Origin of the sequence: Comamonas sp. BIGb0124, from assembly GCF_003752175.1 — a bacterium.
Classification (GTDB): domain Bacteria; phylum Pseudomonadota; class Gammaproteobacteria; order Burkholderiales; family Burkholderiaceae_C; genus Comamonas_F.
The window spans coordinates 565,312-584,925 of record NZ_RJVF01000008.1; the positions used below are offsets into that span (position 1 = coordinate 565,312).

The 19,614-nt window shown below is 60.7% G+C and carries 20 protein-coding genes and 5 pseudogenes; 15 read left to right on the forward strand and 10 right to left on the reverse strand.

All coding sequences use genetic code 11. From position 1 onward, the window contains the following. Window positions 1-112 precede the first annotated feature (112 nt). Together EC845_RS03750 and EC845_RS03755 are read right to left on the reverse strand one after the other, a co-directional pair. Window positions 113-513, reverse strand: a pseudogene (locus tag EC845_RS03750) (Arm DNA-binding domain-containing protein); the annotation flags it as partial. A gap of 970 nt (window positions 514-1,483) precedes the next feature. Further along, window positions 1,484-2,584 (reverse strand): AraC family transcriptional regulator, encoded by a 1,101-nt coding sequence (locus EC845_RS03755; RefSeq protein WP_199739718.1) that lies wholly within the window; start codon window positions 2,582-2,584, stop codon window positions 1,484-1,486. 168 nt (window positions 2,585-2,752) lie between these two features. Here EC845_RS03755 and EC845_RS03760 point away from each other — a divergent pair, with 168 nt between their 5' ends. The 7 genes from EC845_RS03760 to EC845_RS03790 all read left to right on the forward strand — a co-directional run bounded on the left by EC845_RS03760 (window position 2,753) and on the right by EC845_RS03790 (window position 10,242). Beyond that, a complete protein-coding gene (locus tag EC845_RS03760; protein ID WP_123295855.1) occupies window positions 2,753-3,214 on the forward strand; it encodes a (2Fe-2S)-binding protein in 462 nt (153 codons plus the stop codon). Continuing rightward, window positions 3,211-4,191 carry a xanthine dehydrogenase family protein subunit M gene (locus tag EC845_RS03765; protein WP_123295856.1) on the forward strand — a complete coding sequence of 327 codons (981 nt, stop codon included), beginning with the start codon at window positions 3,211-3,213 and terminating at the stop codon, window positions 4,189-4,191. The genes EC845_RS03760 and EC845_RS03765 overlap by 4 nt, the downstream gene beginning before the upstream one ends. Further along, window positions 4,188-6,353, forward strand: a complete 2,166-nt coding sequence (locus EC845_RS03770) for a xanthine dehydrogenase family protein molybdopterin-binding subunit (protein WP_123295857.1) — start codon at window positions 4,188-4,190, stop codon at window positions 6,351-6,353. Before EC845_RS03765 ends, EC845_RS03770 begins: the two co-directional genes overlap by 4 nt. A 72-nt stretch (window positions 6,354-6,425) precedes the next feature. Further along, window positions 6,426-6,689, forward strand: coding sequence for a hypothetical protein (locus EC845_RS03775; protein WP_123295858.1), 264 nt, complete (start codon window positions 6,426-6,428; stop codon window positions 6,687-6,689). A 204-nt stretch (window positions 6,690-6,893) separates the two neighbouring features. Beyond that, window positions 6,894-7,766, forward strand: a complete 873-nt coding sequence (locus EC845_RS03780; RefSeq protein WP_158615605.1) for an SDR family oxidoreductase — start codon at window positions 6,894-6,896, stop codon at window positions 7,764-7,766. A gap of 376 nt (window positions 7,767-8,142) precedes the next feature. Beyond that, window positions 8,143-9,327, forward strand: coding sequence for an NADH:flavin oxidoreductase (locus EC845_RS03785; RefSeq protein ID WP_158615606.1), 1,185 nt, complete (start codon window positions 8,143-8,145; stop codon window positions 9,325-9,327). Between the two features lie 12 nt (window positions 9,328-9,339). Then, complete coding sequence (locus EC845_RS03790) at window positions 9,340-10,242, forward strand: NmrA family NAD(P)-binding protein (protein ID WP_123295861.1); 903 nt, start codon at window positions 9,340-9,342, stop codon at window positions 10,240-10,242. A gap of 110 nt (window positions 10,243-10,352) precedes the next feature. Here EC845_RS03790 and EC845_RS03795 read toward each other — a convergent pair whose 3' ends face one another. Beyond that, a complete protein-coding gene (locus EC845_RS03795) occupies window positions 10,353-11,261 on the reverse strand; it encodes a LysR family transcriptional regulator (RefSeq protein WP_123296344.1) in 909 nt (302 codons plus the stop codon). 182 nt (window positions 11,262-11,443) lie between these two features. On the opposite strand from EC845_RS03795, the gene EC845_RS03800 reads away from it, so the two are divergent. Together EC845_RS03800 and EC845_RS03805 are read left to right on the forward strand one after the other, a co-directional pair. Then, on the forward strand, window positions 11,444-12,637 hold the full coding sequence (locus tag EC845_RS03800; protein ID WP_123295862.1) for an MFS transporter: 1,194 nt from the start codon (window positions 11,444-11,446) through the stop codon (window positions 12,635-12,637). A gap of 55 nt (window positions 12,638-12,692) precedes the next feature. After that, the gene (locus tag EC845_RS03805; protein WP_123295863.1) at window positions 12,693-13,793 is read left to right on the forward strand and encodes an alkene reductase; all 1,101 of its coding nucleotides are present in this window, start codon (window positions 12,693-12,695) and stop codon (window positions 13,791-13,793) included. Window positions 13,794-13,832: 39 nt separating this feature from the next. Here EC845_RS03805 and EC845_RS22560 read toward each other — a convergent pair. Further along, window positions 13,833-14,003 (reverse strand): annotated as a pseudogene (locus tag EC845_RS22560) (chromosome partitioning protein ParB); the annotation flags it as partial. Further along, window positions 14,000-14,158, reverse strand: a pseudogene (locus tag EC845_RS22565) (ATPase); the annotation flags it as partial. The pseudogenes EC845_RS22565 and EC845_RS22560, both read right to left, overlap by 4 nt. Window positions 14,159-14,164: 6 nt before the next feature. Between EC845_RS22565 and EC845_RS22790 the strand changes: the two are divergent. Next, window positions 14,165-14,377 (forward strand): annotated as a pseudogene (locus tag EC845_RS22790) (CoA transferase); the annotation flags it as partial. Window positions 14,378-14,582: 205 nt separating this feature from the next. Further along, complete coding sequence (locus tag EC845_RS03815) at window positions 14,583-14,921, forward strand: aldolase/citrate lyase family protein (RefSeq protein ID WP_123295864.1); 339 nt, start codon at window positions 14,583-14,585, stop codon at window positions 14,919-14,921. Window positions 14,922-14,951: 30 nt separating this feature from the next. Here EC845_RS03815 and EC845_RS22280 read toward each other — a convergent pair whose 3' ends face one another. Together EC845_RS22280 and EC845_RS03820 are read right to left on the reverse strand one after the other, a co-directional pair. Continuing rightward, on the reverse strand, window positions 14,952-15,098 hold the full coding sequence (locus tag EC845_RS22280; protein WP_158615607.1) for a hypothetical protein: 147 nt from the start codon (window positions 15,096-15,098) through the stop codon (window positions 14,952-14,954). Between the two features lie 299 nt (window positions 15,099-15,397). Beyond that, on the reverse strand, window positions 15,398-15,838 hold the full coding sequence (locus EC845_RS03820) for a helix-turn-helix domain-containing protein (protein ID WP_304984821.1): 441 nt from the start codon (window positions 15,836-15,838) through the stop codon (window positions 15,398-15,400). A 42-nt stretch (window positions 15,839-15,880) separates the two neighbouring features. Between EC845_RS03820 and EC845_RS03825 the strand changes: the two genes are divergently transcribed. The 3 genes from EC845_RS03825 to EC845_RS03835 all read left to right on the forward strand — a co-directional run bounded on the left by EC845_RS03825 (window position 15,881) and on the right by EC845_RS03835 (window position 17,817). Continuing rightward, window positions 15,881-16,288, forward strand: a complete 408-nt coding sequence (locus tag EC845_RS03825; RefSeq protein WP_123295865.1) for a hypothetical protein — start codon at window positions 15,881-15,883, stop codon at window positions 16,286-16,288. A 15-nt stretch (window positions 16,289-16,303) separates the two neighbouring features. Further along, window positions 16,304-16,639, forward strand: coding sequence for an SDR family NAD(P)-dependent oxidoreductase (locus EC845_RS03830; protein WP_123295866.1), 336 nt, complete (start codon window positions 16,304-16,306; stop codon window positions 16,637-16,639). 27 nt (window positions 16,640-16,666) lie between these two features. Beyond that, a protein-coding gene (locus tag EC845_RS03835; RefSeq protein WP_123295867.1) for an IS3 family transposase occupies window positions 16,667-17,817 on the forward strand; the annotation gives its coding sequence in 2 pieces (ribosomal slippage) (window positions 16,667-16,934 and window positions 16,934-17,817; 1,152 coding nt in all). Between the two features lie 45 nt (window positions 17,818-17,862). On the opposite strand, the pseudogene EC845_RS22795 reads toward EC845_RS03835, so the two are convergent. Further along, window positions 17,863-18,033 (reverse strand): annotated as a pseudogene (locus tag EC845_RS22795) (DNA methyltransferase); the annotation flags it as partial. A 398-nt stretch (window positions 18,034-18,431) separates the two neighbouring features. Here EC845_RS22795 and EC845_RS03845 point away from each other — a divergent pair. Further along, the gene (locus EC845_RS03845; RefSeq protein ID WP_233597952.1) at window positions 18,432-18,770 is read left to right on the forward strand and encodes an AlpA family transcriptional regulator; all 339 of its coding nucleotides are present in this window, start codon (window positions 18,432-18,434) and stop codon (window positions 18,768-18,770) included. Window positions 18,771-18,784: 14 nt separating this feature from the next. Here EC845_RS03845 and EC845_RS03850 read toward each other — a convergent pair whose 3' ends face one another. Both EC845_RS03850 and EC845_RS03855 read right to left on the reverse strand, forming a co-directional pair. Continuing rightward, the gene (locus tag EC845_RS03850) at window positions 18,785-19,309 is read right to left on the reverse strand and encodes an AlpA family transcriptional regulator (RefSeq protein WP_123295869.1); all 525 of its coding nucleotides are present in this window, start codon (window positions 19,307-19,309) and stop codon (window positions 18,785-18,787) included. A gap of 4 nt (window positions 19,310-19,313) precedes the next feature. After that, window positions 19,314-19,589, reverse strand: coding sequence for a hypothetical protein (locus EC845_RS03855; protein WP_123295870.1), 276 nt, complete (start codon window positions 19,587-19,589; stop codon window positions 19,314-19,316). Window positions 19,590-19,614: the final 25 nt, after the last annotated feature.

The following is a 19,614-nucleotide window of genomic DNA, read 5'->3' on the forward strand; positions in this document are numbered from 1 at the left end:
GCACGCCGCCTGCAATTCATCAACCCGCTCGCCTCTTGCGCACAGGTCCGCGAGCTGTCGCAGACGGACTCACAGCAGGCCTCAGCGACGCGAGGATTTGGTCGCGGCAAGTCTCCAGGACCGGCAGGATGTCCCGATCAACGATGCTCTTGCGCATCGCACGCGTGCTGTCGGCCATCTTGGCGTCGGCAAGCCATCGGGCAGTCATGTCGCCGAAATTCTTGGCAGCGGTCAGCCGGCGCTTCTCGCGCTGCTTCTCGTGCGCCGGGGACTTGCCCTCGGCAACGGCTTTCTTGGCGTCGAGCAGCTTTTCGCGGGCCAAGGCCAGTGAGATGCCGGCCGGCCCGTAACGGCCGATGGTCAGCGTTTCACGCCGGCCGTTGAGACGGTAATCGTGGCGGAAGGTGACGGTACCGGTGGGCGATACCGTCACACGTACATGCCGTCACGGTCGGAAGCCTTGTAAGTCAATGACTTAGGCTGGAAATTGCGTAGCGCGGTGTCGGTAAGCATCGAGGTTTTCCTCCTGTTCTTGACGGCTTTTACCGTCAGGGGTCAGGAGACCTGCTGATGCCTGGAAAGCCGTGTAGAACAAGCTTTCCCGAGGAGACATTTACCGTCAAAGACCGGTTTGGTCTGGATAGTAAACGGGAGGGTCTTAATCGAGCCTCCGGTTCCTACCGCCACTTCTACCGCCAACCTGTTCCGCTGGCCGGCGATAGCCACCGATAGCTGACGATAGTCCCCGAAAGACCTTAAATCACTCCCACTCCATCATCAATAGGCCTCGCTAACCCGCATTGTTAAAGGGATCTGGCGGGGTCGGATGAGCTCTATACCGTCGCTTTTACCGTCAGTCAGTCCTTCGCGATGAAGCGCTGCGCAACGGCACGCTACGGGTACTTCTGAGCCCCTTCCAGCATACAGCCTTTGACCAAATTCATGTCTTTCAGGGCCCTGGAGCTTCTGCCCAAAACTCAGTGACACACGGACTCGTGCGTTCACACGAGTCGCAGAAAATTGTGAGACTTTTGAAGTAGGCAGCAATCAACCCATCACGGGTTGACTCCAAGCGCCGCGCACATCCCCATCGCTCCCCTTTGGACAGCCAGTAGTACAACCCGGATATTAGTTGAATGTCATTTGCATGATTGACTTACGCAAGAAGCCGATGCCGTCCGATTTGTCACTGCCCAAGCACGTAGCCAGTCGATGATGACGTCAACGTGCGCGTCGACCTTGGCCTCTCGACAGACCTCGCCACGGTCGTCCACGACGCAGATCGAGACGGATCTCAGGGATAAATCGATTCCGGTGAAGTAGGTCATCAAGCTCTCCTTCGTAGTGGGTTACGAGTCTAGGAAGAGAATTCTGCGGGTCAATCAACCCGCCCGATCACCGATGCTTTTGGCCGAATTCTGCCTTGACATGGGCGCCCCCTGGAGCAAGCGTGCAAGCAAAGAGGCTTTAGGCGACGGTTTGCTCAGCCGTTTCCAGAGCCTCTTCCACCTTGCTGCCCAGACCCCTTCCCGCTTTCTAACTGCGCCAAGCGAACCGCCTGTGGCGTTGATCCGGTCCACGTCTGGAAGGCCCGCACGAAGGAGTTGGGATCTTCGAAGCCGAGAAGGAATGAGATTTCCGTGCCGGACAGGGTTGTGTTGTGCAGGTAGTGGTGTGCCAGTGAATTGCGCACGGTGTCGAGCGTCTGCTGGAAGCTGCTGCCCTCTTCCTGCAGCCTGCGCTGCAGGGTGCGCGTGCTGACGCCGAGCTTTTTGCACACGGCTTGCATTGACACCTGGCCCGCGGGCAGCGCCTCGAGCAGCGCATTGCGCAGGCGTTCGACGGTGCTGGCTTGTTGGTCCAGATCGTCCAGGCGCTGCCGCAAGGCCGGTTCGAAGGACTTCCACATGGCATGGTTCGCCGTGAGGAACGGGTGCCGCGCATCTTCTGCTGCGAACACCACCGTAGGCAAAGGCAGGTCTTCCACCGGAACGCCGAACCATGCGGCGTAGGCGGCCGCATCACTGGCCGACAGATCCGGCGAGGGCCAGCCTATGCGCAGCGGGCGCACCTGGCTACGCGTAGCCAGGCGAGCAAGCTGCACGAAGAAGACCAGCTTGAACGCCATGAGCACGCGCGGCGGGGTCAGCGCGCGGTCGAAGGACTCCATCGCGACCGTGGTGCCGCGTGCATCGTGCTCAAGCTTCAGCGCCATCGGCCCGCTCTTGTATTTGGCGAGGCGGGCCAGCGCACTGTTCATGTCTTCGCTGCACAAGGCAACGAACAGTTCTAAATTGAACCAGTCGACCGACATCTTCTGCGCAAAGCGCAGCGCCGCGGGGCCGTCCGCGTTCCCGGCCTCCTCTTCGATGGCGTCCCAGAGACGGAAGTAGGTCGCGCCATCGAGCCGGACACTTCCCCGTGCGAACAGGTCGCCGGGTAACTTCGCGCGGCGCAACACGTTGGCGCGGTCCACTCCGGCGTCGTGCATCAAGACCTGCCAACCGGGCCAGACCCAGAGGGTGCGGGCGTGGCTGGCGCGATCGTCGGGGGCGGTCAGGTCGTCTGTTCGGTCGGATGGCATGCGTCAAGTATATTGCGCGCATTGCGCCAGCGCATCGGCCAATCACGCCACTCAAGTCAGACATATTGGCGCGTTTCGCTGTCATTTTGTCGTCATCGGCGAGTGCGCGCAGGCGCCACGGTCGGAACAATGCACTCATTGAACCGACAGAACCATGGAGAAAAGCGAATGAAGACACATGTGCTTTCGCTCAACGTGAACGGGGAGGCGCGAACCCTGACGCCTCTGCCCACCGCCACCCTGCTCGATGTCTTGCGAGACGAGCTGCGGCTCACGGGCGTGAAGAAGGGGTGTGACCTGGGCGCCTGCGGGGCCTGCACGGTCCTGGCGGATGGGCGGCGCATCAAGGCGTGCCTGGCGCTGGCGCATTCTTACGACGGCCGGGCGATCACGACGATCGAAGGGCTGGCCTCGGACGGCGTGCTGCATCCCTTGCAGGACGCCTTCATCCGACACGACGCGCTGCAGTGCGGCTATTGCACACCGGGCCAGATCTTGTCCGCCGTGGCGCTGCTGGAGGAAGGTGTCGATAGTCGGGAGGCGATCCGCGAGGGCCTGTCGGGCAATCTGTGCCGCTGCGGGGCCCAGCCCAACATCGTGGCCGCCGTCGCCGAGGTTGCGGGACTATGAGCGGCGACGTGTTCGACTATGTGCGTCCGGCCGACCTGGCCGAGGCGCTGGACATGGGCGCCGAGACGGGGTCGGCGTATATGGCCGGCGGCACCGACCTGATGCCGTTGTGGAAGTTGCGTGCCGAAATGCCGGCCCGCGTGGTGGATATCTCGCGCCTGCCGCTGGGCGACATTGCGGCTGACGCCAATTTGCGGCTGGGCGCCCTGGCAAAGCTGAGCGACGTTGCGACGGACACGCGCGTCTGGGCCCGCTGGCCCCTGATCGTGGACGCCATCAACGCCAGCGCTTCCGGCCAGGTGCGGAATATGGCCACCGTTGGCGGCGCGCTGCTGCAGCGAACTCGTTGCGCCTACTTCCGCAATGACGCCCTGCCCTGCAACAAGCGCCAGCCCGGCTCGGGCTGCGGCGCGCGGACGGGCGAGAATCGCGGCCACGCCATCTTTGGGGCCAGTGGGGCCTGCGTCGCCACGCATCCCTCGGATCTGGCTGTGGCGCTGACCGCCCTCGATGCCGAGGTGGAGTTGGCGCAGGCGGGCGGTATGCGCCGCGTGGCCGCCCTCGATCTGTACCGGTTGCCGGGCGAGACGCCGAATCTCGACACCGTGCTTGAACCGGGCGAATTGATCGCCGCCGTCGACATCCCGGAGAGCGATGGAGCGCTATCGACCTATCTGAAGGTTCGCGACCGGGCCTCGTTTGAATTCGCAGTGGTCTCGGTGGCAGCTGTGCTGCGCGTCGAGGACGAAAAGATCGCACACGTCCGATTGGTCGCCGGCGGGGTCGCGTCCCGCCCCTGGCGACTCGCGCAATGCGAAGCAGCGCTGCTCGGACAGCGACCGACGCAAGCGGTCTTCGAAGGCGCGGCGGCACTGGCGGTCGAGGGCGCCCAGGCGCTTGAACATAACGGTTTCAAGATCGAGCTCCTGCGGCGCGCCGTGCGCCGGGCGCTCGAGACGGTGGGAGGCAAAACGTGACAGTCCATCAAAGCCCTGTCCGCCTGGAGGCCGCACTCAAGGCCACGGGCCGCGCCGTCTACGAAGCCGAGACGCCGATGGCGGGGATGCTGCATGCGGCCCTGATCCAATCGCCTATCGCCAGGGGCCGACTGCTCGGCCTCGATGTGGACCGGGTCCGCGCCATGCCCGGCTTCGTCGATCTCGTCTCGCACGCCGAAGCCCAGGTGCTGGCGCCATCGCCGCCACTCGCCCTCGTCCGCGAATCCGTGATCCACTTCGCTGGCCAGCCGCTGGGCTTGGTGGTCGCCGAAACGATGCAGGAAGCCGAGGCCTGCGCCCGCGCCGTCCCGCTCCAACTGGCCCCCGAGCCCGCCGTCACGGCCATGAGCCAGGCGCTGGACACGGCCTTCGCTCCGGACCTTGCAGGTCGCTATCCGCCCAGTTCGCAGCGCGGGGATGCAGCGGCGGCGCTCGCGGCCGCGCACCTGGTCGTGCGTCATCGCTACGACACCGCGGTCAACAACCACCATCCGATGGAGCCGCACTCGGTCGTCTGCGCGTGGGAGGGCGACCACGTTGTGGTTCACAACGGTACTCAGGCGGTCTTCCTCACCCAGCGGATCGTGGCCCACAGCTTCCAGATCCCGGTAGAGCAGGTACGGGTGGTCTCGCGCTTCGTGGGCGGCGGTTTCGGCTGCAAAGGGCCCCTGTGGTTACCCTGGCTGATGTGGACGATCCTGGCGTCGCGGCGGACGGGCCGCCCGGTGCGCCTGGAACTCACCCGCGCCCAGCTGTTCAACCTGGTAGGCCGGCGGCAGGAGACGGTGCAGGACTTGGCTCTGGGTTTCGACGCGGACGGCCGGCTCACCGCCATCGACCACCAGGTGCTGGCGCAGACCGCCACGCACGGTGACTACAGCGACGCCACCGCGACGACGTCGCGCTCGCTGTACGCCTGCGCAAACGTCACCACTGGACATCGCGTAGTGCGCACCAACGAACCGCTGCCGGCCGCCATGCGCGCACCCGGCGTGGCGCCTGGCACCTTCGCGCTGGAGTCGGCGATGGACGAGGCAGCCCAGGCGCTCGGGATCGATCCCGTCGCGCTGCGGGTGCGCAACTACGCCGACCGCGACCTCGACGCCGACAAGCCGTGGAGCAGCAATGGCCTGCTGGATTGCTATGCGGCCGCCGCCGAGCGGTTCGGTTGGGCGGGGCGACCGGCGCAGGCCCGGGACGGGCGCTGGCGGGTCGGCGTCGGCATGGCCTCGTCGGTCTATCCGGTCCACCGGCAGCCCTGTCGGGTGAAGGTGCGGATCGACGTCGATGCGAGTTTGCTGGTTCAGTGCGGTACGCAGGACTTCGGTCAGGGCCTCTACACCGCCATGGGTCAACTGGCCGCCGACGGCCTGGGCATCGACATGGGCCAGGTCCGGGTCGAACTGGGCGACACCGACCTGCCCGAGGGCCCATTCACCGGTGGCTCGATGGTAACGGCGAGCTTCGCACCGGCGGTCGATGACGCCGTGGCGATCCTGCGCGCACGACTGGCCGAACTGGCCTTAGCGGATGCGGGCTCGCCGCTTGCGGGCGCGGAGCCCAGCGATCTGATCTTCGAAGGTGGGCTGGTGCGCAGCGGCAGCAGAGACGCTGCCGAGCGCTTGGTCGACCTGATGGCCCGGTGTGCGCCGGAAGGCCTGGAGGCCGAGGGCGCCGCGACGCTGCCGGAGGCCCAGCCGTTCAGCGCCAACGGCTACGGTGCGGTCTTTGTGGAGGTGGGTGTCGATCCCGACCTTGGCGAGGTGCGTGTGCGCCGTTGTGTGGCCGCCTTCGCCGCCGGGCGCATCATTAACGCCCAAATGGCCCATAGCCAGTACGTGGGTGGCCTGATCGGCGGTATCGGCATGGCCCTGCACGAGCAGGTCGACACCGACAAGGCCACCGGTCGCATCGTGGGTGACAACCTCGCAGACTATTTGATCCCCACTCACGCCGACATGCCCGAATTCGACGTCACCATGCTGGACGAGGATGACCCGTTGCTCCCAAGCGGCATCAAGGGCATCGGCATGCTGGGCAGCGCAGGCATTCAAGCTGCCATCGCCAATGCCGTTCACGACGCCGTCGGCAAGCGGGTGCGACGGCTGCCGATCCGGATCGAGGAAATACTCGGTCAATGAGACAACCCAGTGGCTGATTGGCGGGGCTACGCCACCTCCGACATTCGGTAGTCGGGGTTTGCACTCTCAAAAGTGACTATCTTCAGCGGCTCGTCTGCCTCGATCTCGTTCGAGCCGGTGGCGCAGGTGGTCCAGATCAGGGTGACCAAGGAGGGCGTGAAGATCGACAAGGTCTCTGTCGCCGTTGGCACGGCGCAGCACGTTGGCGCGGTCCACCCCGGCGTCTTGTATCAGCACACGCCAACCGGGCCAGACCCAGAGGCTGCTGGCGTGGCTGAGGCGTCATTGCAGGCAATCAGGTCGTCGGTGCGCTCAGATGGCATGCGTCAGGTCTAGTTCGCGCATCGCGCCAGCGCATCGGTGGATCGCGCCAAGCAGGAAAGGGGATTTTGGCGCGTTTTGCTGTAAATTCGGCGCCATCTGCGAGTGCGCGCAGGCAGCGTCTTTGGAACAATGGCTTCATTGAACCGACAGAACAATTCGACCTGCCGACCTGCCATGGGGTTGCAGCGACCCACCAAGACGCACAAAGGAAAGCGAATGAATGAGCAGATCACGAAAAAGGCCCCGGTGATGACCGGTAATGCGACCGGAACCGAACGCGCCAAAACCAATCAGGGCAGCGATGCGCCCACCGCTGTTCTTATCGGGGCGACCGGAGGACTTGGCAACGCCCTTGCCAGACTCCTCGCGGCCGAGGGCTTCCGGATCGTGCTCGCGGCGCGAAGCGAGCAGGACGCCGCCGCGCTGACCGGCCGGAGCGACGGTTCGGCGATTTACCTGCGCGCCGATGTCACCGATCCGGCGAGCCTTGAGAAGCTCGCGGCGGCGGCTTTCGATCACCTCGGCCGGATCGATGCGGTGGTGAACCTCGCGGGGATCTCGCCGCGCAAGCCCATTGAGGACTACACGACGGCCGATGTCGACGCGCTGATGGCGATCAACGTGAAAGGGCCGATCTTCGTGACTCAGGCATTTCTGCCGAGGTTGCTGAAGCAAGCCGGTGGCGGAGTGGTAGTCCACCTCGGCGGCGCTATGGACGGCCGCGTGGCGCTGCCGTTCATGAGTGCCTATGCGGCGACCCGAGGTGCGCTGGCAAGCTACGTTCAAGGCGTTAACCGCGAGTTGGCCGGGACCGACGTGGTGCTCTCCTTCTTCGGGCCTGCACCCTCCAACACCGAGTCGGAGTCCCCATTTTTCGACATGTGGAAAAAGATGGGCGTCGACCTATGCGAGCCTGATGAGGTCGCGCGGGATATCCTTGCCACCATCCGCCAGCGCCGTCGGGAGCACGTTATGGGCGGCGCACTGCTCAAGATGATGACACTCATGAACGCCATCTCTCCATCCGCTGCTGATGCGATTGGTCTGCGGAAATTTGGGAAACTCATCAAGCAATACAGTCCACGTTGATAAGGGTGCTTCGAGCTTGTCTCCGGGGCAGGCGGAAGGCTACGCTTCTTATTCTGCCTCTTGCAACATGGCTTACAGAATGTACTGCGGGTTCGCAAACCGAGACTGTTGTTTACCGACAAAGTCTATGACGGCAGACTTTCTGCGCGAAGCACTCGTGACCTAATAAATTAGGCGAGTGATTAACTGGTAAGCCCCGCCTGTGATTTACGAGCTTACGAGGATCGGATTCGCTCGACCGCATCGATCCGATGTTCAGCCGCCTCAAGCAGTTCCGCCACGTTAGAGCCGATACGACAAGGCCCGAAAATCATTTCCGGCATTCCACGCTCTGGCCGCAGCCAACATGTGGCTCCTATACAACTACAAGAGCCAAATGCTTAAACAGGCGGGAATCTCTCATACGACCAGTAACTCAATAGCTGACAAGCGAATAGGCTCCAAAGTAAACGAACAATTTTTCCAGCCCTATACTTTCAACAACGGGGCGACGGTAAAAAATCGGCTCTTCATGGCGCCGATGACCAATGGGCAAAGTAATACCGACGGACGCTTTAGCGAAGATGAATTGAACTGGTTAGCGATGCGCGCCCAAGGTGGATTCGGCGCGGTAATCACGGCCGGAGCTGCGCCCTACGAAGACGACCTTTTCATAGAAGGGCAGATCGGAACGTTCTCAGATACTCATGAAGATGGACTCCGCCGCTTTGCCGAAATGGTTAAGCGCGAGCAGGCGCTGTCGATTGTTCAGCTCATGCCCTCCGGAATGCGAGCAAAGGCCAAACTGAATAGAGGCAAACGGCCAGCGGGTCCAAGTGTCGTTCAACTTCCGATTCCTGATTTCGAGCAGCCTCGGGAGTTGAGCGAAGAACAAATCCACGCCATCCTTGATGCTTTCGTGGATAGCGCGCGGCGAGTGCATCAGACTGGCGCCTCTGGAATCGAGCTACACGGTGCCAACGGCTACCTCTTTACCCAGTTCTTTAGTTTGACCACGAACCTGCGAAAAGATAAATGGGGAGGCTCGCTGAAAAATCGCGCACGATTTCTCCTCGAAGCCATGCGGAGAATCCGGGCCGACTTACCCAGCGACTTAACCATCGGAGTCAAGATCCTCGCCGAAGACTGGAGCAACGGGCGGGGTTTCGACATTGACGAAGGCTTGGAAATGATCCAGATGATGAACGATGTGGGTTTTACTTACCTGAATCTCTCGGCCATGAACGCAAAGGAAGTATCCTGGAAGTATCCCAATCAAAAGCAAACAAATCTCTCGCGGGTTAGGAACGTTTTAAGGAGCGACATTCCCGTGGTGGCAAGTGGATCGTTGTTGACGCCACAAGACGTTCAAGTTGTGCTCAACGATGGTGCCGATATAGTTGCTTTGGGCCGCGCAGCAATATTAGCTCCGGACTGGCCTAAAAGGGCTGCTCGTCCCGATTTCGAAATTAAAAATTTTCCGCTCACGATTGAGGAACTCAATGAACTCGGAGTGTCACCGAAGTTTTTGCACGCACTCCGAGATGGCCTATCCATGTGGAAATTCATTAAGGAAGATTAGAAAGATAACTCCATGAATATAGATCAAAGTAAATCGCGAGCATTGGTTATAGGTTCCAGCGGGCAAGTAGGCAAAAAAGTCGTTTCCTACCTAGAAGGCAATCCTGACATTAGCGTTAGGATTACTTCCCGCAGGCTTGAGGAGGTTCACCGGTTAAGTGGCGAGGGAAATGACATTGTTCACCTTGATCTGGACGATCCCCGGACTTTCGGAGCCGCGCTGGCCGGCGTGGATCGAATTTTCCTTTTAACCGGCTATACCGTAGCCATGCTTGCGCAGAGCAAGACGCTGGTAGACGCCGCCAGTAAAGCCGGTGTTAGGCATATCGTGCACCTGGGTGTGTTTGGGGAGTGGGATTGCACGAGCCCAGCCTTTGCCTGGCACCAGTTGGTTGAGGCCTATATTAAAACCAGCGGAATTTCTTGGACCTTCCTTCATCCCAATATGTTTATGGAAAACATTCTTACCCTTTGCCTAAAGGGAGACACCCTGACCACTTACTGGAACGAAAACCGAACGGGCTGGGTGGCTGCGGCGGATGTCGCCTTGGTTGCTGCTACCGCGCTTCGGGAGGGGCCAGCGAAACACGCAGGAAAAGAGTATTGGTTAAGTAGCGATGTTGCCACAGGCCCTGAGCTCGCCAGACTGCTAAGCGAAACCCTAGGAAAAGAGATTACTGCTAACACCCTTGGTCCCGCAGAATTTCAGGCCATTTTCACATCAGCAAGTATCCCGGTGGAGTCGTGGTATGCGGATGGCGGCGTCGAGGTCATGCGACAGGTGGTGGATGGGCGGATGGGATATGTCGGAAGCGTTCGGGATGATGTTCCGCATGTTACTGGACAGTACGCCGTAACACTTAAGCAATGGATTCTTGAGCGTCGGCAGGAGCTAATTTCGAGCGCCGGTCACTAGCGCCTGCCAGCTCAAACTGGAACGCCTGCTTCCAGACCCCTGATGGCACGCGATAGTGGCGATTGTTCTATGGGCAGGTTTTCTGCCGCGCTTATTTCGGGAATGCCTGCTCAATCCAATTTTCCCAACCCCCCAAGTTCCACCAATGCATCGACAATATGTCTCACCTTCGGCCTCAAATGAGCCACCTTGGGCCATACCGCGTACACGTCGATAAGATCCGCCGTGTACTCCTCCAGCACTGTTGACAGTCGACCTGACTGAATGTGGCGCCGAAGCAGTGAAAGAGGCATTTGACACAGTCCAAGGCCAGCAAGCGTGGCCTCGACCATGGCGTCCCCATCGCCAATCTGATGTGTCGGTGGTGGATTCAACCGTTGGGTAAGCCCTTCGCTGCTGACCCGCCATGAAAGTGGTTGGCCACGCCTGTATCCCACGATTCCGTGGTGATGCTGCACATCGTCCAGCGTTCGCGGCGTGCCATGCTGCGTCAGATAGTCGGGAGACGCGCAAATGACCCATCGCTGACTTGTCAATCGACGCGCGATCAGGTCTGTGGAATCTTTCGGTTCGCCAAAACGGATGGCGAGATCCACGCCTTCCTCAATGGGGTCGATCAAGTGGTCCGTGAATGTCAGCGTGAATTGAAGCTCTGGGTAGGTTTTTCCCATCTCCAAAAGGATGGGCAGCATCACTTGACGACCGAATGCCACGGGCATGTCGATACGCAAGCGGCCTGATGGCTGATGCAGGCGGGAACTGAGTGCGGTCTCCGCCGTAGCGATTTCATTCAGCGCCAACGAGCAGGCCGCGAAATAAGCCTCCCCGTCCGCAGACAAGGTGAGCTTGCGGGTGGTCCTATGAAACAGCTTGACCCCAAGACGGTCTTCAAGCCGTGCTATCGATTTGCCAACGGCAGATTTGGAAATGCCAAGCAGTTCAGCGGCTTCGGTAAAGCTGTGCGACCTCGCCGCAACCACGAAGGTTGCAATGCCGCTCAATGGTTCGACGGGGAGCATGCTGCCTCCAAATGTAGACATGCACTCTACATAGAGAATATTTTCAGGTGTTTATCGCAAACAAATTCTACCTTAGCATCGTGCACTGGTCATGGCTTGGCTGATGCAAACGCTTGAAGTAAACGAGTGTGCGCAGCAGCGCACACCGCCAACTTTCCTCGTTTTTTAAAAGGAGCAGATCCATGCCTCTTGCAATATGGGCATTGGCAATCGGTGCGTTTGGAATCGGCACCACCGAATTCGTGATTGCAGGCTTGCTTCCGCAGGTGGCTGCCGAGTTCAGTGTCACGATCCCCCAAGCTGGGCACATGGCCACGGCTTACGCGTTGGGGGTGTTCTTTGGCGCCCCGCTGCTGATCGTGATGGGCGGCCAAGTTCCGCGCAAGCAAATGATGGTTGGCCTGATGCTGCTGTTCATCGTGGGCAATCTGCTCACAGCGATTGCGCCGAACTATGCGCTGGCCCTGGCGGGACGCGTCGTGACATCGCTGACCCATGGTGCCTTCATTGGCATCGGCTCCATCCTGGCAGCCGAACTTGTCGCGCCCAACAAGCGCGTCAGCGCTATCGCGTTCATGTTCTCGGGCATGGCGCTCGCAACGCTGATCGGTGTGCCAGCTGGCACATGGTTGAGCCAGTTCATCTCTTGGCGTGCCACGTTCTACGCGATCACGGCCATTGGGGTGTTCGCGCTGCTGGCGGTCGTTTGGTGGATTCCAGCCACCAAGGGAGGCGAAGACGCGCACGTTCGCCAGGAATTGGCCGCGTTCAAGAACAGTCGTGTCCTGCTGGCGATGGGTATCACCATCCTCGGCCCAGCCTCGTTCTTCACTTCGATCACCTACATCGCGCCGATGATGACGGAATTGGCCGGTTTCTCCGAAGGTGCGATCGTCTGGTTGATGATGGCATTCGGCATCGGGCTGTTCCTGGGTAACGCCCTCGGCGGGCGCTATGCGGACCGGGCGCTGATGCCCTTGCTCTATATCACATTGCTGGCGCAAGCACTGGTTCTGTTCGTCTTCGCATTCGCGGCGCACAACCAATGGCTGTCGATCCTGTGCATTGTCCTGATGTCTGGATTTGGGTTTGCCACGGTCTCACCTATCCAAAAATTGGTGCTGGACAAGGCGAAGGCCGCAGGCGCGCCCACGCTGGCTGCCGCCGTGAACATCGGCCTGTTCAACCTGGGCAATGCCATCGGTGCGTGGGTCGGTGGCGGCGTCATCGACGCGGGCCTCGGTCTGGAAGCTCCGAACTGGGCGGGCGGCCTTCTGTCGCTGGGTGCACTCGCGCTGGCCATCATCTCGGGCACGTTGGATAAGCGTGAGGACCGTGCCAATCGACCGGCTAACAGCCATCCACACATTGTCTGACGCTATTGCGTCGATCGTGCCCCGCATATCTATCGCAACAATCAAGAGAAAACCTATGACGATCCTACAGAAATACGACCTCGCTGGCCGAGAGCTTGCGAACCGTTTTGTCATGGCGCCCATGACGCGGGCACGTCGGCCAGACTACATCGCGAACGAGGAAACGGCTACCTATTACCGTCAACGCGCAAGCGCTGGCCTGATCATCACCGAAGGCACGCCTGTCTCACCCGAAGCTCAGGGCTACATCAACGTGCCAGGAATCTGGACAGCCGAACAAACCGCCGGATGGAAGCTCGTTACCGATGGCGTGCACGAAGCCGGCGGCACGATATTCGCTCAGCTCTGGCATGTAGGGCGTATGTCGCATACGTCTCTGCAACCAGACCGCGGAGCGCCGGTCAGTTCGACCAACAAGCCCGTTCGCAACCCGAAGAGCATGGTGTTCACTTACAACGAAGACGGCACAACGGGTTTCGTCGAGCCGTCCATCCCACGTGCACTCGATACAGAAGAAGTGGCACGTGTAACTGCAGACTTCGCCCATGCTGCGCGCAACGCCGCTACCGCAGGCTTCGATGGTGTCGAGCTGCATGCCGCGAACGGCTACCTTTTCGAGCAGTTCTTGAACCCCATATTGAATGATCGAACCGATCACTACGGCGGCTCGGTCGAGAACCGCGCTCGGTTTACTCTCGAAACCGTTGACGCTCTGATCAAGGTGCTCGGTGCCGATCGCGTCGGCATCCGGCTCGCGCCGCACAATCAGCAGTTCGACATGCAGGACTATGACGGCGTCGAAGAAACCTACTTCTACTTAGCCGACCAGTTAGCAAAGCGAGGCGTCGCCTACATCCACCTCAACGACAATTGGGCTGCGGGCCGGTCTGTCGTCGATGATGAGCTACTGACCAAGTTCCGCCAGCGTTTTTCCGGCACCATCATCTTGGCTGGAGCAATGAGGTTTGAGCGGGCCGAGCGGCTTGTGGAGGCTGGCGTTATCGATCTCCCTGCCTTTGGACAACCGTTCATCGCCAATCCCGATCTGGTCGAACGGTATCGGGGCGGGCTCCCGCTCGCAGAGCCGGAGCGTGCCACCTACTATGGCGGCGGAAACGAAGGCTACATCGATTATCCCCATGCTGCGGCTGGATGAGTCCAGCTAAACCGGCCAATCAAGCACTGCACGCCATCTGCGCGCCCGCATAGCGGGCGTAATGTCGAGCGTCAGTCGAGCGGTGTAGAGAGGTCGCTTTTCTGCAAGGCATCTGCGTCGCCCTGGGAATCCACGCCTCGGCCCGCGGATTCCCAGGGGGGACGCGCCGATGCCGACGCGCTTGCTGCGTGGTGGTGGCTTCGCAGTCATGTCGGCCACGCCAGGAGTTCGTCGGTGAGCGCGGCAATCTCGCACGCAGCGGCGCTGTCGGGCGCGCTTTCGCGGGCGAGCCGGCCTGCGGCCACGCTGTCGGCGAAGACGATGCGTTGGTGGAACTCCGAGCCCAGAGCGGGCAGCGGCTGTTCGAGGGGGTGGCCGTCTGCAGCACGGTCTTGCTCCAGCCCGCGCTCGCCACCGACGAGCGCTTCTCGTCTAACTCCCGCCGCACGGCCAACCGCGATGAACTGCCTGCGCTGATTCTGCAGGCGTTCGCCGCCCTAAAGGCAGCGCAGGTGGTGCAGCGGCTTGACGCTGCACAAATAGCCAACGCGCGCCTGAACGATATGCACGACGTGTGGGTCCATCCGCAATTAGCTGCGCGGGGTTGCTGTAATAAGGTGGCAACGCCCAATGGCACCAGTCCGGCGTTGCTGCCATCCGGCCGCACCAGGCCTGGTCGCCGCGTATGGATGGCGTGCCGAGTCCTGGCCAGCACACCGACGCCATCCTGCAGGAGTTCGGCTGGTCCATCGATGAGATCGCACGGATGCGGACGGAAGGTGCGAACTGATGGCGGACACCACAGGCCCGCTGGCAGACGCGCGCAGCTTGCTATTCGTACCGGGCAACCGACCCGAACGCTTCGACAAGGCGGCGCACAGCGGCGCCGATGCCGTTGTGCTCGACCTCGAAGACGCGGTGGCGCCCGCAGACAAAGCGGTGGAACGTGCGGACATCGAGGCGGCGTGGTCGGGATTGCAGGGCGCCAGCTTGCCGTTGGTGATCCGCATTAACACGGTCGATCAACCCTTGGGTGCGGACGACTTGCAGTGGCTGGCCACTTTGTCGAGGCCTTCCGCCGTGATGATGCCCAAGGTTGAGTCAGTGGCCGCCCTGGCGCGCGTGTGAGCACAACTCCTAAACGTACCCATCGTCCCGCTAATCGAACGTGTAATTGGCTGGGATGTCCTGCCGCAGATCGCGACTTGCGAAGGCGTGCTTGGTCTGGTTATTGGCCATATCGACTTCATGGCCGATACCGGCTTGCAATCCAGCGACGACGAGGCCGAGCTGGCGCCACTGCATATCGGAACCATACGTTGGAATGCGTCAAAGCCCGCTGCTCTACGCCCTGCTTTCCTGCCGCCCCACTCGATCATCAACAGGTCACGCAGACCCGCATGGTTAAAGGGATCGGCTGTGATCGGCATGGGTCTCTACCGTCGCTTTTACCGTCAAAAGCGCAGATCTTTTGCTGGCGCGGGAGATGGAACGATTCACGGAGCGGCAACTGTTTCGACCTCATTGTCAACCGAACTCAGCATAGCTGAATCCTGCGCTGTGCGTTAGCGAAGCCGCGAGCTTCTTGTGCATTGGCCTGATTTTTACTTCGACTTGGCATTAGCGGATTTACGCCCCCGCGATGCCGTCTTGGCCGGCACGGTTTGTCCGTACTCGCTCCACCAGGCCGTCAGCGCCTCCATCGTTGGACCGAGTCCACGAGCCTTCTGCGTGATCTCGTATTCCACACGCGGCGGCACCTCCGCAAACACAGTGCGCTCCACCAAGCCATCAGTCTCCAGTTCACGTAGTTGAGCCGTCAGCATGTGCTGAGTGATGCCAGGAATTGCCTTGCGAAGTTCGCCAAAGCGGTAAATGCGCTGGTTGAGCAACCACATGATCTCCAGCTTCCATTTGCCTGAAAGCAGCCCGAACGCTCTCCGCATCTCCTCGTGCATGTTGATGCCATCAACTTCATTAGTCATATTTTCCATACTAACCACCATTTTTTCATCCTGCTTGTCAAGATCAATCTTAGACGACATCCTCTCTGCATGTCGAATCATCAATGCTAAGAAGGAAATTCCGTGGCTATCGCATCTATCTATTGGATCAGCACCGCACTGCTGTCGTTGCTCTACTTCGTTTCCGCATCCATGTACATCGCCAAAGGCGACTTTGTACGAAAAGCGCTGGGTGACTTAGGTTACACAGCGCCGCTTTTGGTGCCTTTCATGATCATCGTGAAGTTGCTAGGCCCTGTCGCAATCCTCTGGCACTTCAACGTAGCGCTTAGCGATCTCGCCTATGCCGGCATCTTCTATCACCTCCTCCTATCGGGGATGGCCCACCTCGGTGTCCACAAGCCGAAAGGCGCAATACCGGCTGCTTTGGGCCTCATCTTCTTGGTGGCGTCCTTCGCAACACAAAACGCTGCGCGCGAACTTCAATCCCCTTACGCACCGACCGCAGCAGTAGTGCAAGCCATCTTCTAATCAGTGGAGCTCCAAATGAATCGACTCAATGAAAAAGTTGCTCTCGTCATGGGTGCAGGCCGCGGCATCGGCCGTGCCACCGCCAAGCTATTCGCAAGCGAAGGGGCCAAAGTCGCTGTCCTCTCCCGGACTCAGACGCAGATCGACGCTGTGGTGTCAGAAATCGCAGCTGCTGGCGGTACAGCAATCGGAATTCGCTGCGACATCAGTGAAGCCGAGCAGATTCTGTCCGCTGTAGACAAGGTAGTCACAACGTGGGGCGCTATCGACATCCTTGTTAACAACGCGCTCGACTCGTCCGTCGTGTTCTCAACTGTTGGGCTGCTGCCGGTTTCGATGACACCTTGTTAAGGTGGCAGATGAAACCGGGAGAGGTTCATGGAGAGAGTCAGAAGGACGTTCAGCCGAGAGTTCAAGCTCGAAGCGGTCAAGCTGGTCACTGAGCGCGGGGTGACCGTGGCGCAAGCGGCCAAAGATTTGGACCTGCACGAGAACGTGCTGCGCAAGTGGGTGCGAGAACAGCGCGCAGCGCCGCAGGATGCGTTTCCAGGTCAGGGCAAGCAGACGGCGCAGGACCAGGAGATAGCCCAGCTACGCAAGGAAGTGGCCAAGCTCAAGATGGAGCGCGACATCCTGAAAAAAGCTGCGGCCTACTTCGCGAGGGAGTCGATATGAGATTCGGCTTCATGGCGAAGCACCGAGGGGCGTGGCCGGTCAACGTGATGTGCGAGGCGCTCGGTGTCTCGCGGGGTGGCTTCTATGCCTGGCTGAGCAGACCCAGAAGCCGGCGCAGCCTTGACGATGAAGTGTTGGGCAAACATGTGCAGCAGAGCTTCGTTCGCAGCGACCGCACCTACGGCGCCAGGCGCGTATGGCGCGATGTGCTGGAGCAAGGCCAGGCCTGTGGGCTGCACCGCATCGAGCGGCTGATGCGTGAGCAGGCGTTGCGGGCGCGACCTCGCAGGCGTGGTCTACCCAAGGACAAAGGCGAGCGCAGTGCCGTGGCCGAGAACGTGTTGAACCGGCAATTCCAGGCCGACGCGCCCAACCAGAAGTGGGTGGCTGACTTCACCTATATCTGGACGGCCGAGGGCTGGCTCTATGTGGCTGCCGTGCTTGACCTGTACTCGCGCCGCATCGTGGGTTGGTCGATGCAGGACGGCATGACCTCGCAGCTGGTGGTGGACGCATTGATGATGGCCGTATGGCGCCGGGGCAAGCCGGTCGCCTTGCTGCATCACTCCGACCAGGGCAGCCAATACACCAGCGTACAGTTCCAACAGCTGCTGCGGGAACAGGGCATCACATGCAGCATGAGCCGGGCAGGCGAGGTATGGGACAACTCGGCGATGGAGAGCTTCTTCAGTTCAATGAAGACCGAGCGGACGGCCCGCAAGGTGTACCGAAGTCGCGAGCAGGCAAGGGCCGATGTCTTCGATTACATCGAGCGCTTCTACAACCCGACGCGCAGGCATTCGACACTGGGCTACATCAGTCCCGTACAGTTCGAGCAAGCTCGAGAAGCTTAGGTTGGTGTCAATGCAACCGGCAGCAGCCCAGCTCTCGAGTCCAAGGCTCCGGGCTGCGAACAAAGTGGTTCCCCGACCACAAAAAGGGTCTAGAACAACCGGCTTATCCTTCCTGTGTTTCTTCAGCACCCGCAACGGGTACTCAAGCGGAAACATCGTAAAGTACGGGCAGATTGCGTTCAGCGCGTAGTTCGGGTTGTAGGCAAGGGAGCGCATTGGTGAAGTCGAAGTTACCTTGAGTGTAGTCGCTTGCCTTCGTTAGCCAGACCGGACCTACGCGACTACGCGCACCGGCTGGCGGCCAACCCTGCCAAGCAAATGAGTGAGAGAGGCAGTGTTGGCACACCAGTTGCACAGCGGCCGCTTCCTTTGACAACAGAATTGGCCGAATCAGCGCTGCCCGACTGCAACTAGCCTCAAGCTGTCGGATAGCAGCCGCCCATCAGGGCCGTGCTCCTTCTGTACGCCCATCCACGCTCCTGTGAGTTCTCGCGGTAGCCAATAAAAGCCACCATACCTTCATGCGGTGGCAAGCCATGCGCCGCGGAACAAGCACGGAGTTCAAAATGGAAAACAACCTGTCAGAAAAAAGCGGCCGAGACAACGGCGCCGAGATGCGCCAGCAGCCCGCATCACTCCCCCTGCCCGGCTCGACCGCCTACGGCAATCTCCCGCAGTTCCCGAAGCGCGGCGCTCTGCCATTTCGACGCACCATTCGCCGCAACGAGTTGCGGCAGATCGTCCCCTTAGCCGAAACGACGATCTACGAAATGGAGCGCCGCGGTGAGTTTCCAAGACGTTTCAATCTGACGCCGCGCTGCGTGGTGTGGGACCTGGCCGAAGTGGAGGCTTGGATCGACGAACGCAAGCAAGCCCCTCGCGCAGGCGCCACCAAGCCGGATGTCCATCTGCGAAAAACCCGCCCTGTTCGGGCGGGTTCCGGTCAGGGGTAAGGCTGACGACAGCCTCATCCAACAAGAGCTTCCAGTTCCTTGAAAGCCGCGCTCGATAGCCGCCGCCCTTCCTTGGCCACATTGACCTGCAGGGCCGCGCGCGCCACTTCCAGAACGTCCAAGGCCAGCGAGTAGCTACCCTTAGCCTGCAGCCAGGCCAGCACATCTGCCAAGTGCCAAATCGACGCACTGCCCTCATGCACCGGCGTCGGGAAGCTGCCCGGATGGGCCAGCATCAGCTTGCGCATGTTCTGCCGCGACACGCCCACGATGTCGGCCACATCGGTCAGCCCGACCAGATCCGGTGCGACCTCGATCAGACTGGCCGACGGTACGGCACGCCGTACGTCAGCCAGTGCGCTGCGCACAGCCTCGTCCGCACTGCCCGCCTCGCGGGTGAACTCCAGTGCGAGCCGCCCCGGCTGCCCGATGCCGACCAGGGCATCTTCGCAGCCGGCCTCGCCCAGGCGCTCGACCAGCGCATCCGGTTCACGGTCGTTGTCGGCGAGTTGGTACTTCAAGGTGAAGGTGTATTCCATCGTGCTACTCCTCAGCATCGTCGTCGGCCTCCTGCTGCTTGCGGTGAGTGGTGCAGTTGTCCACGACGCGTCGCAAAGCACGCGCGTGGTTGCTAGGGTTCTTCGGCGTGCTCCACACGCTGGTGATACAGAACTCTCCACAGCGACATTCCGCGTCGTTGTACGGGCAGTAGATCCGCCCCCAGGCATGGCTGCCACCTACTTCCACGCGCCAGCCCTGCCCTTCTGCGTGCTTGAGCGCTTCCTCGACCTCTTTCTTCGGATGAGAGGAACGTGCCATCAACAGTCTCCAGTATAGGAAGAAT

Excerpts from the sequence above, each read along its gene's own strand:
- EC845_RS03830 (WP_123295866.1), top strand. The coding sequence starts at position 16,304 with ATGAATCGACTCAATGAAAAAGTTGCTCTCGTCATGGGTGCAGGCCGC.
- EC845_RS03785 (WP_158615606.1), top strand. The coding sequence starts at position 8,143 with ATGCTTAAACAGGCGGGAATCTCTCATACGACCAGTAACTCAATAGCT.
- EC845_RS03780 (WP_158615605.1), top strand. The coding sequence starts at position 6,894 with ATGAATGAGCAGATCACGAAAAAGGCCCCGGTGATGACCGGTAATGCG.
- EC845_RS03795 (WP_123296344.1), bottom strand. The coding sequence starts at position 11,261 with ATGCTCCCCGTCGAACCATTGAGCGGCATTGCAACCTTCGTGGTTGCG.
- EC845_RS03820 (WP_304984821.1), bottom strand. The coding sequence starts at position 15,838 with ATGTCGTCTAAGATTGATCTTGACAAGCAGGATGAAAAAATGGTGGTT.
- EC845_RS03805 (WP_123295863.1), top strand. The coding sequence starts at position 12,693 with ATGACGATCCTACAGAAATACGACCTCGCTGGCCGAGAGCTTGCGAAC.
- EC845_RS03765 (WP_123295856.1), top strand. The coding sequence starts at position 3,211 with ATGAGCGGCGACGTGTTCGACTATGTGCGTCCGGCCGACCTGGCCGAG.
- EC845_RS03790 (WP_123295861.1), top strand. The coding sequence starts at position 9,340 with ATGAATATAGATCAAAGTAAATCGCGAGCATTGGTTATAGGTTCCAGC.
- EC845_RS03850 (WP_123295869.1), bottom strand. The coding sequence starts at position 19,309 with ATGGAATACACCTTCACCTTGAAGTACCAACTCGCCGACAACGACCGT.
- EC845_RS03760 (WP_123295855.1), top strand. The coding sequence starts at position 2,753 with ATGAAGACACATGTGCTTTCGCTCAACGTGAACGGGGAGGCGCGAACC.
- EC845_RS03845 (WP_233597952.1), top strand. The coding sequence starts at position 18,432 with ATGCGCCAGCAGCCCGCATCACTCCCCCTGCCCGGCTCGACCGCCTAC.
- EC845_RS03855 (WP_123295870.1), bottom strand. The coding sequence starts at position 19,589 with ATGGCACGTTCCTCTCATCCGAAGAAAGAGGTCGAGGAAGCGCTCAAG.
- EC845_RS03755 (WP_199739718.1), bottom strand. The coding sequence starts at position 2,584 with ATGCCATCCGACCGAACAGACGACCTGACCGCCCCCGACGATCGCGCC.
- EC845_RS03800 (WP_123295862.1), top strand. The coding sequence starts at position 11,444 with ATGCCTCTTGCAATATGGGCATTGGCAATCGGTGCGTTTGGAATCGGC.
- EC845_RS03815 (WP_123295864.1), top strand. The coding sequence starts at position 14,583 with ATGGCGGACACCACAGGCCCGCTGGCAGACGCGCGCAGCTTGCTATTC.
- EC845_RS22280 (WP_158615607.1), bottom strand. The coding sequence starts at position 15,098 with ATGCAGTGGCGCCAGCTCGGCCTCGTCGTCGCTGGATTGCAAGCCGGT.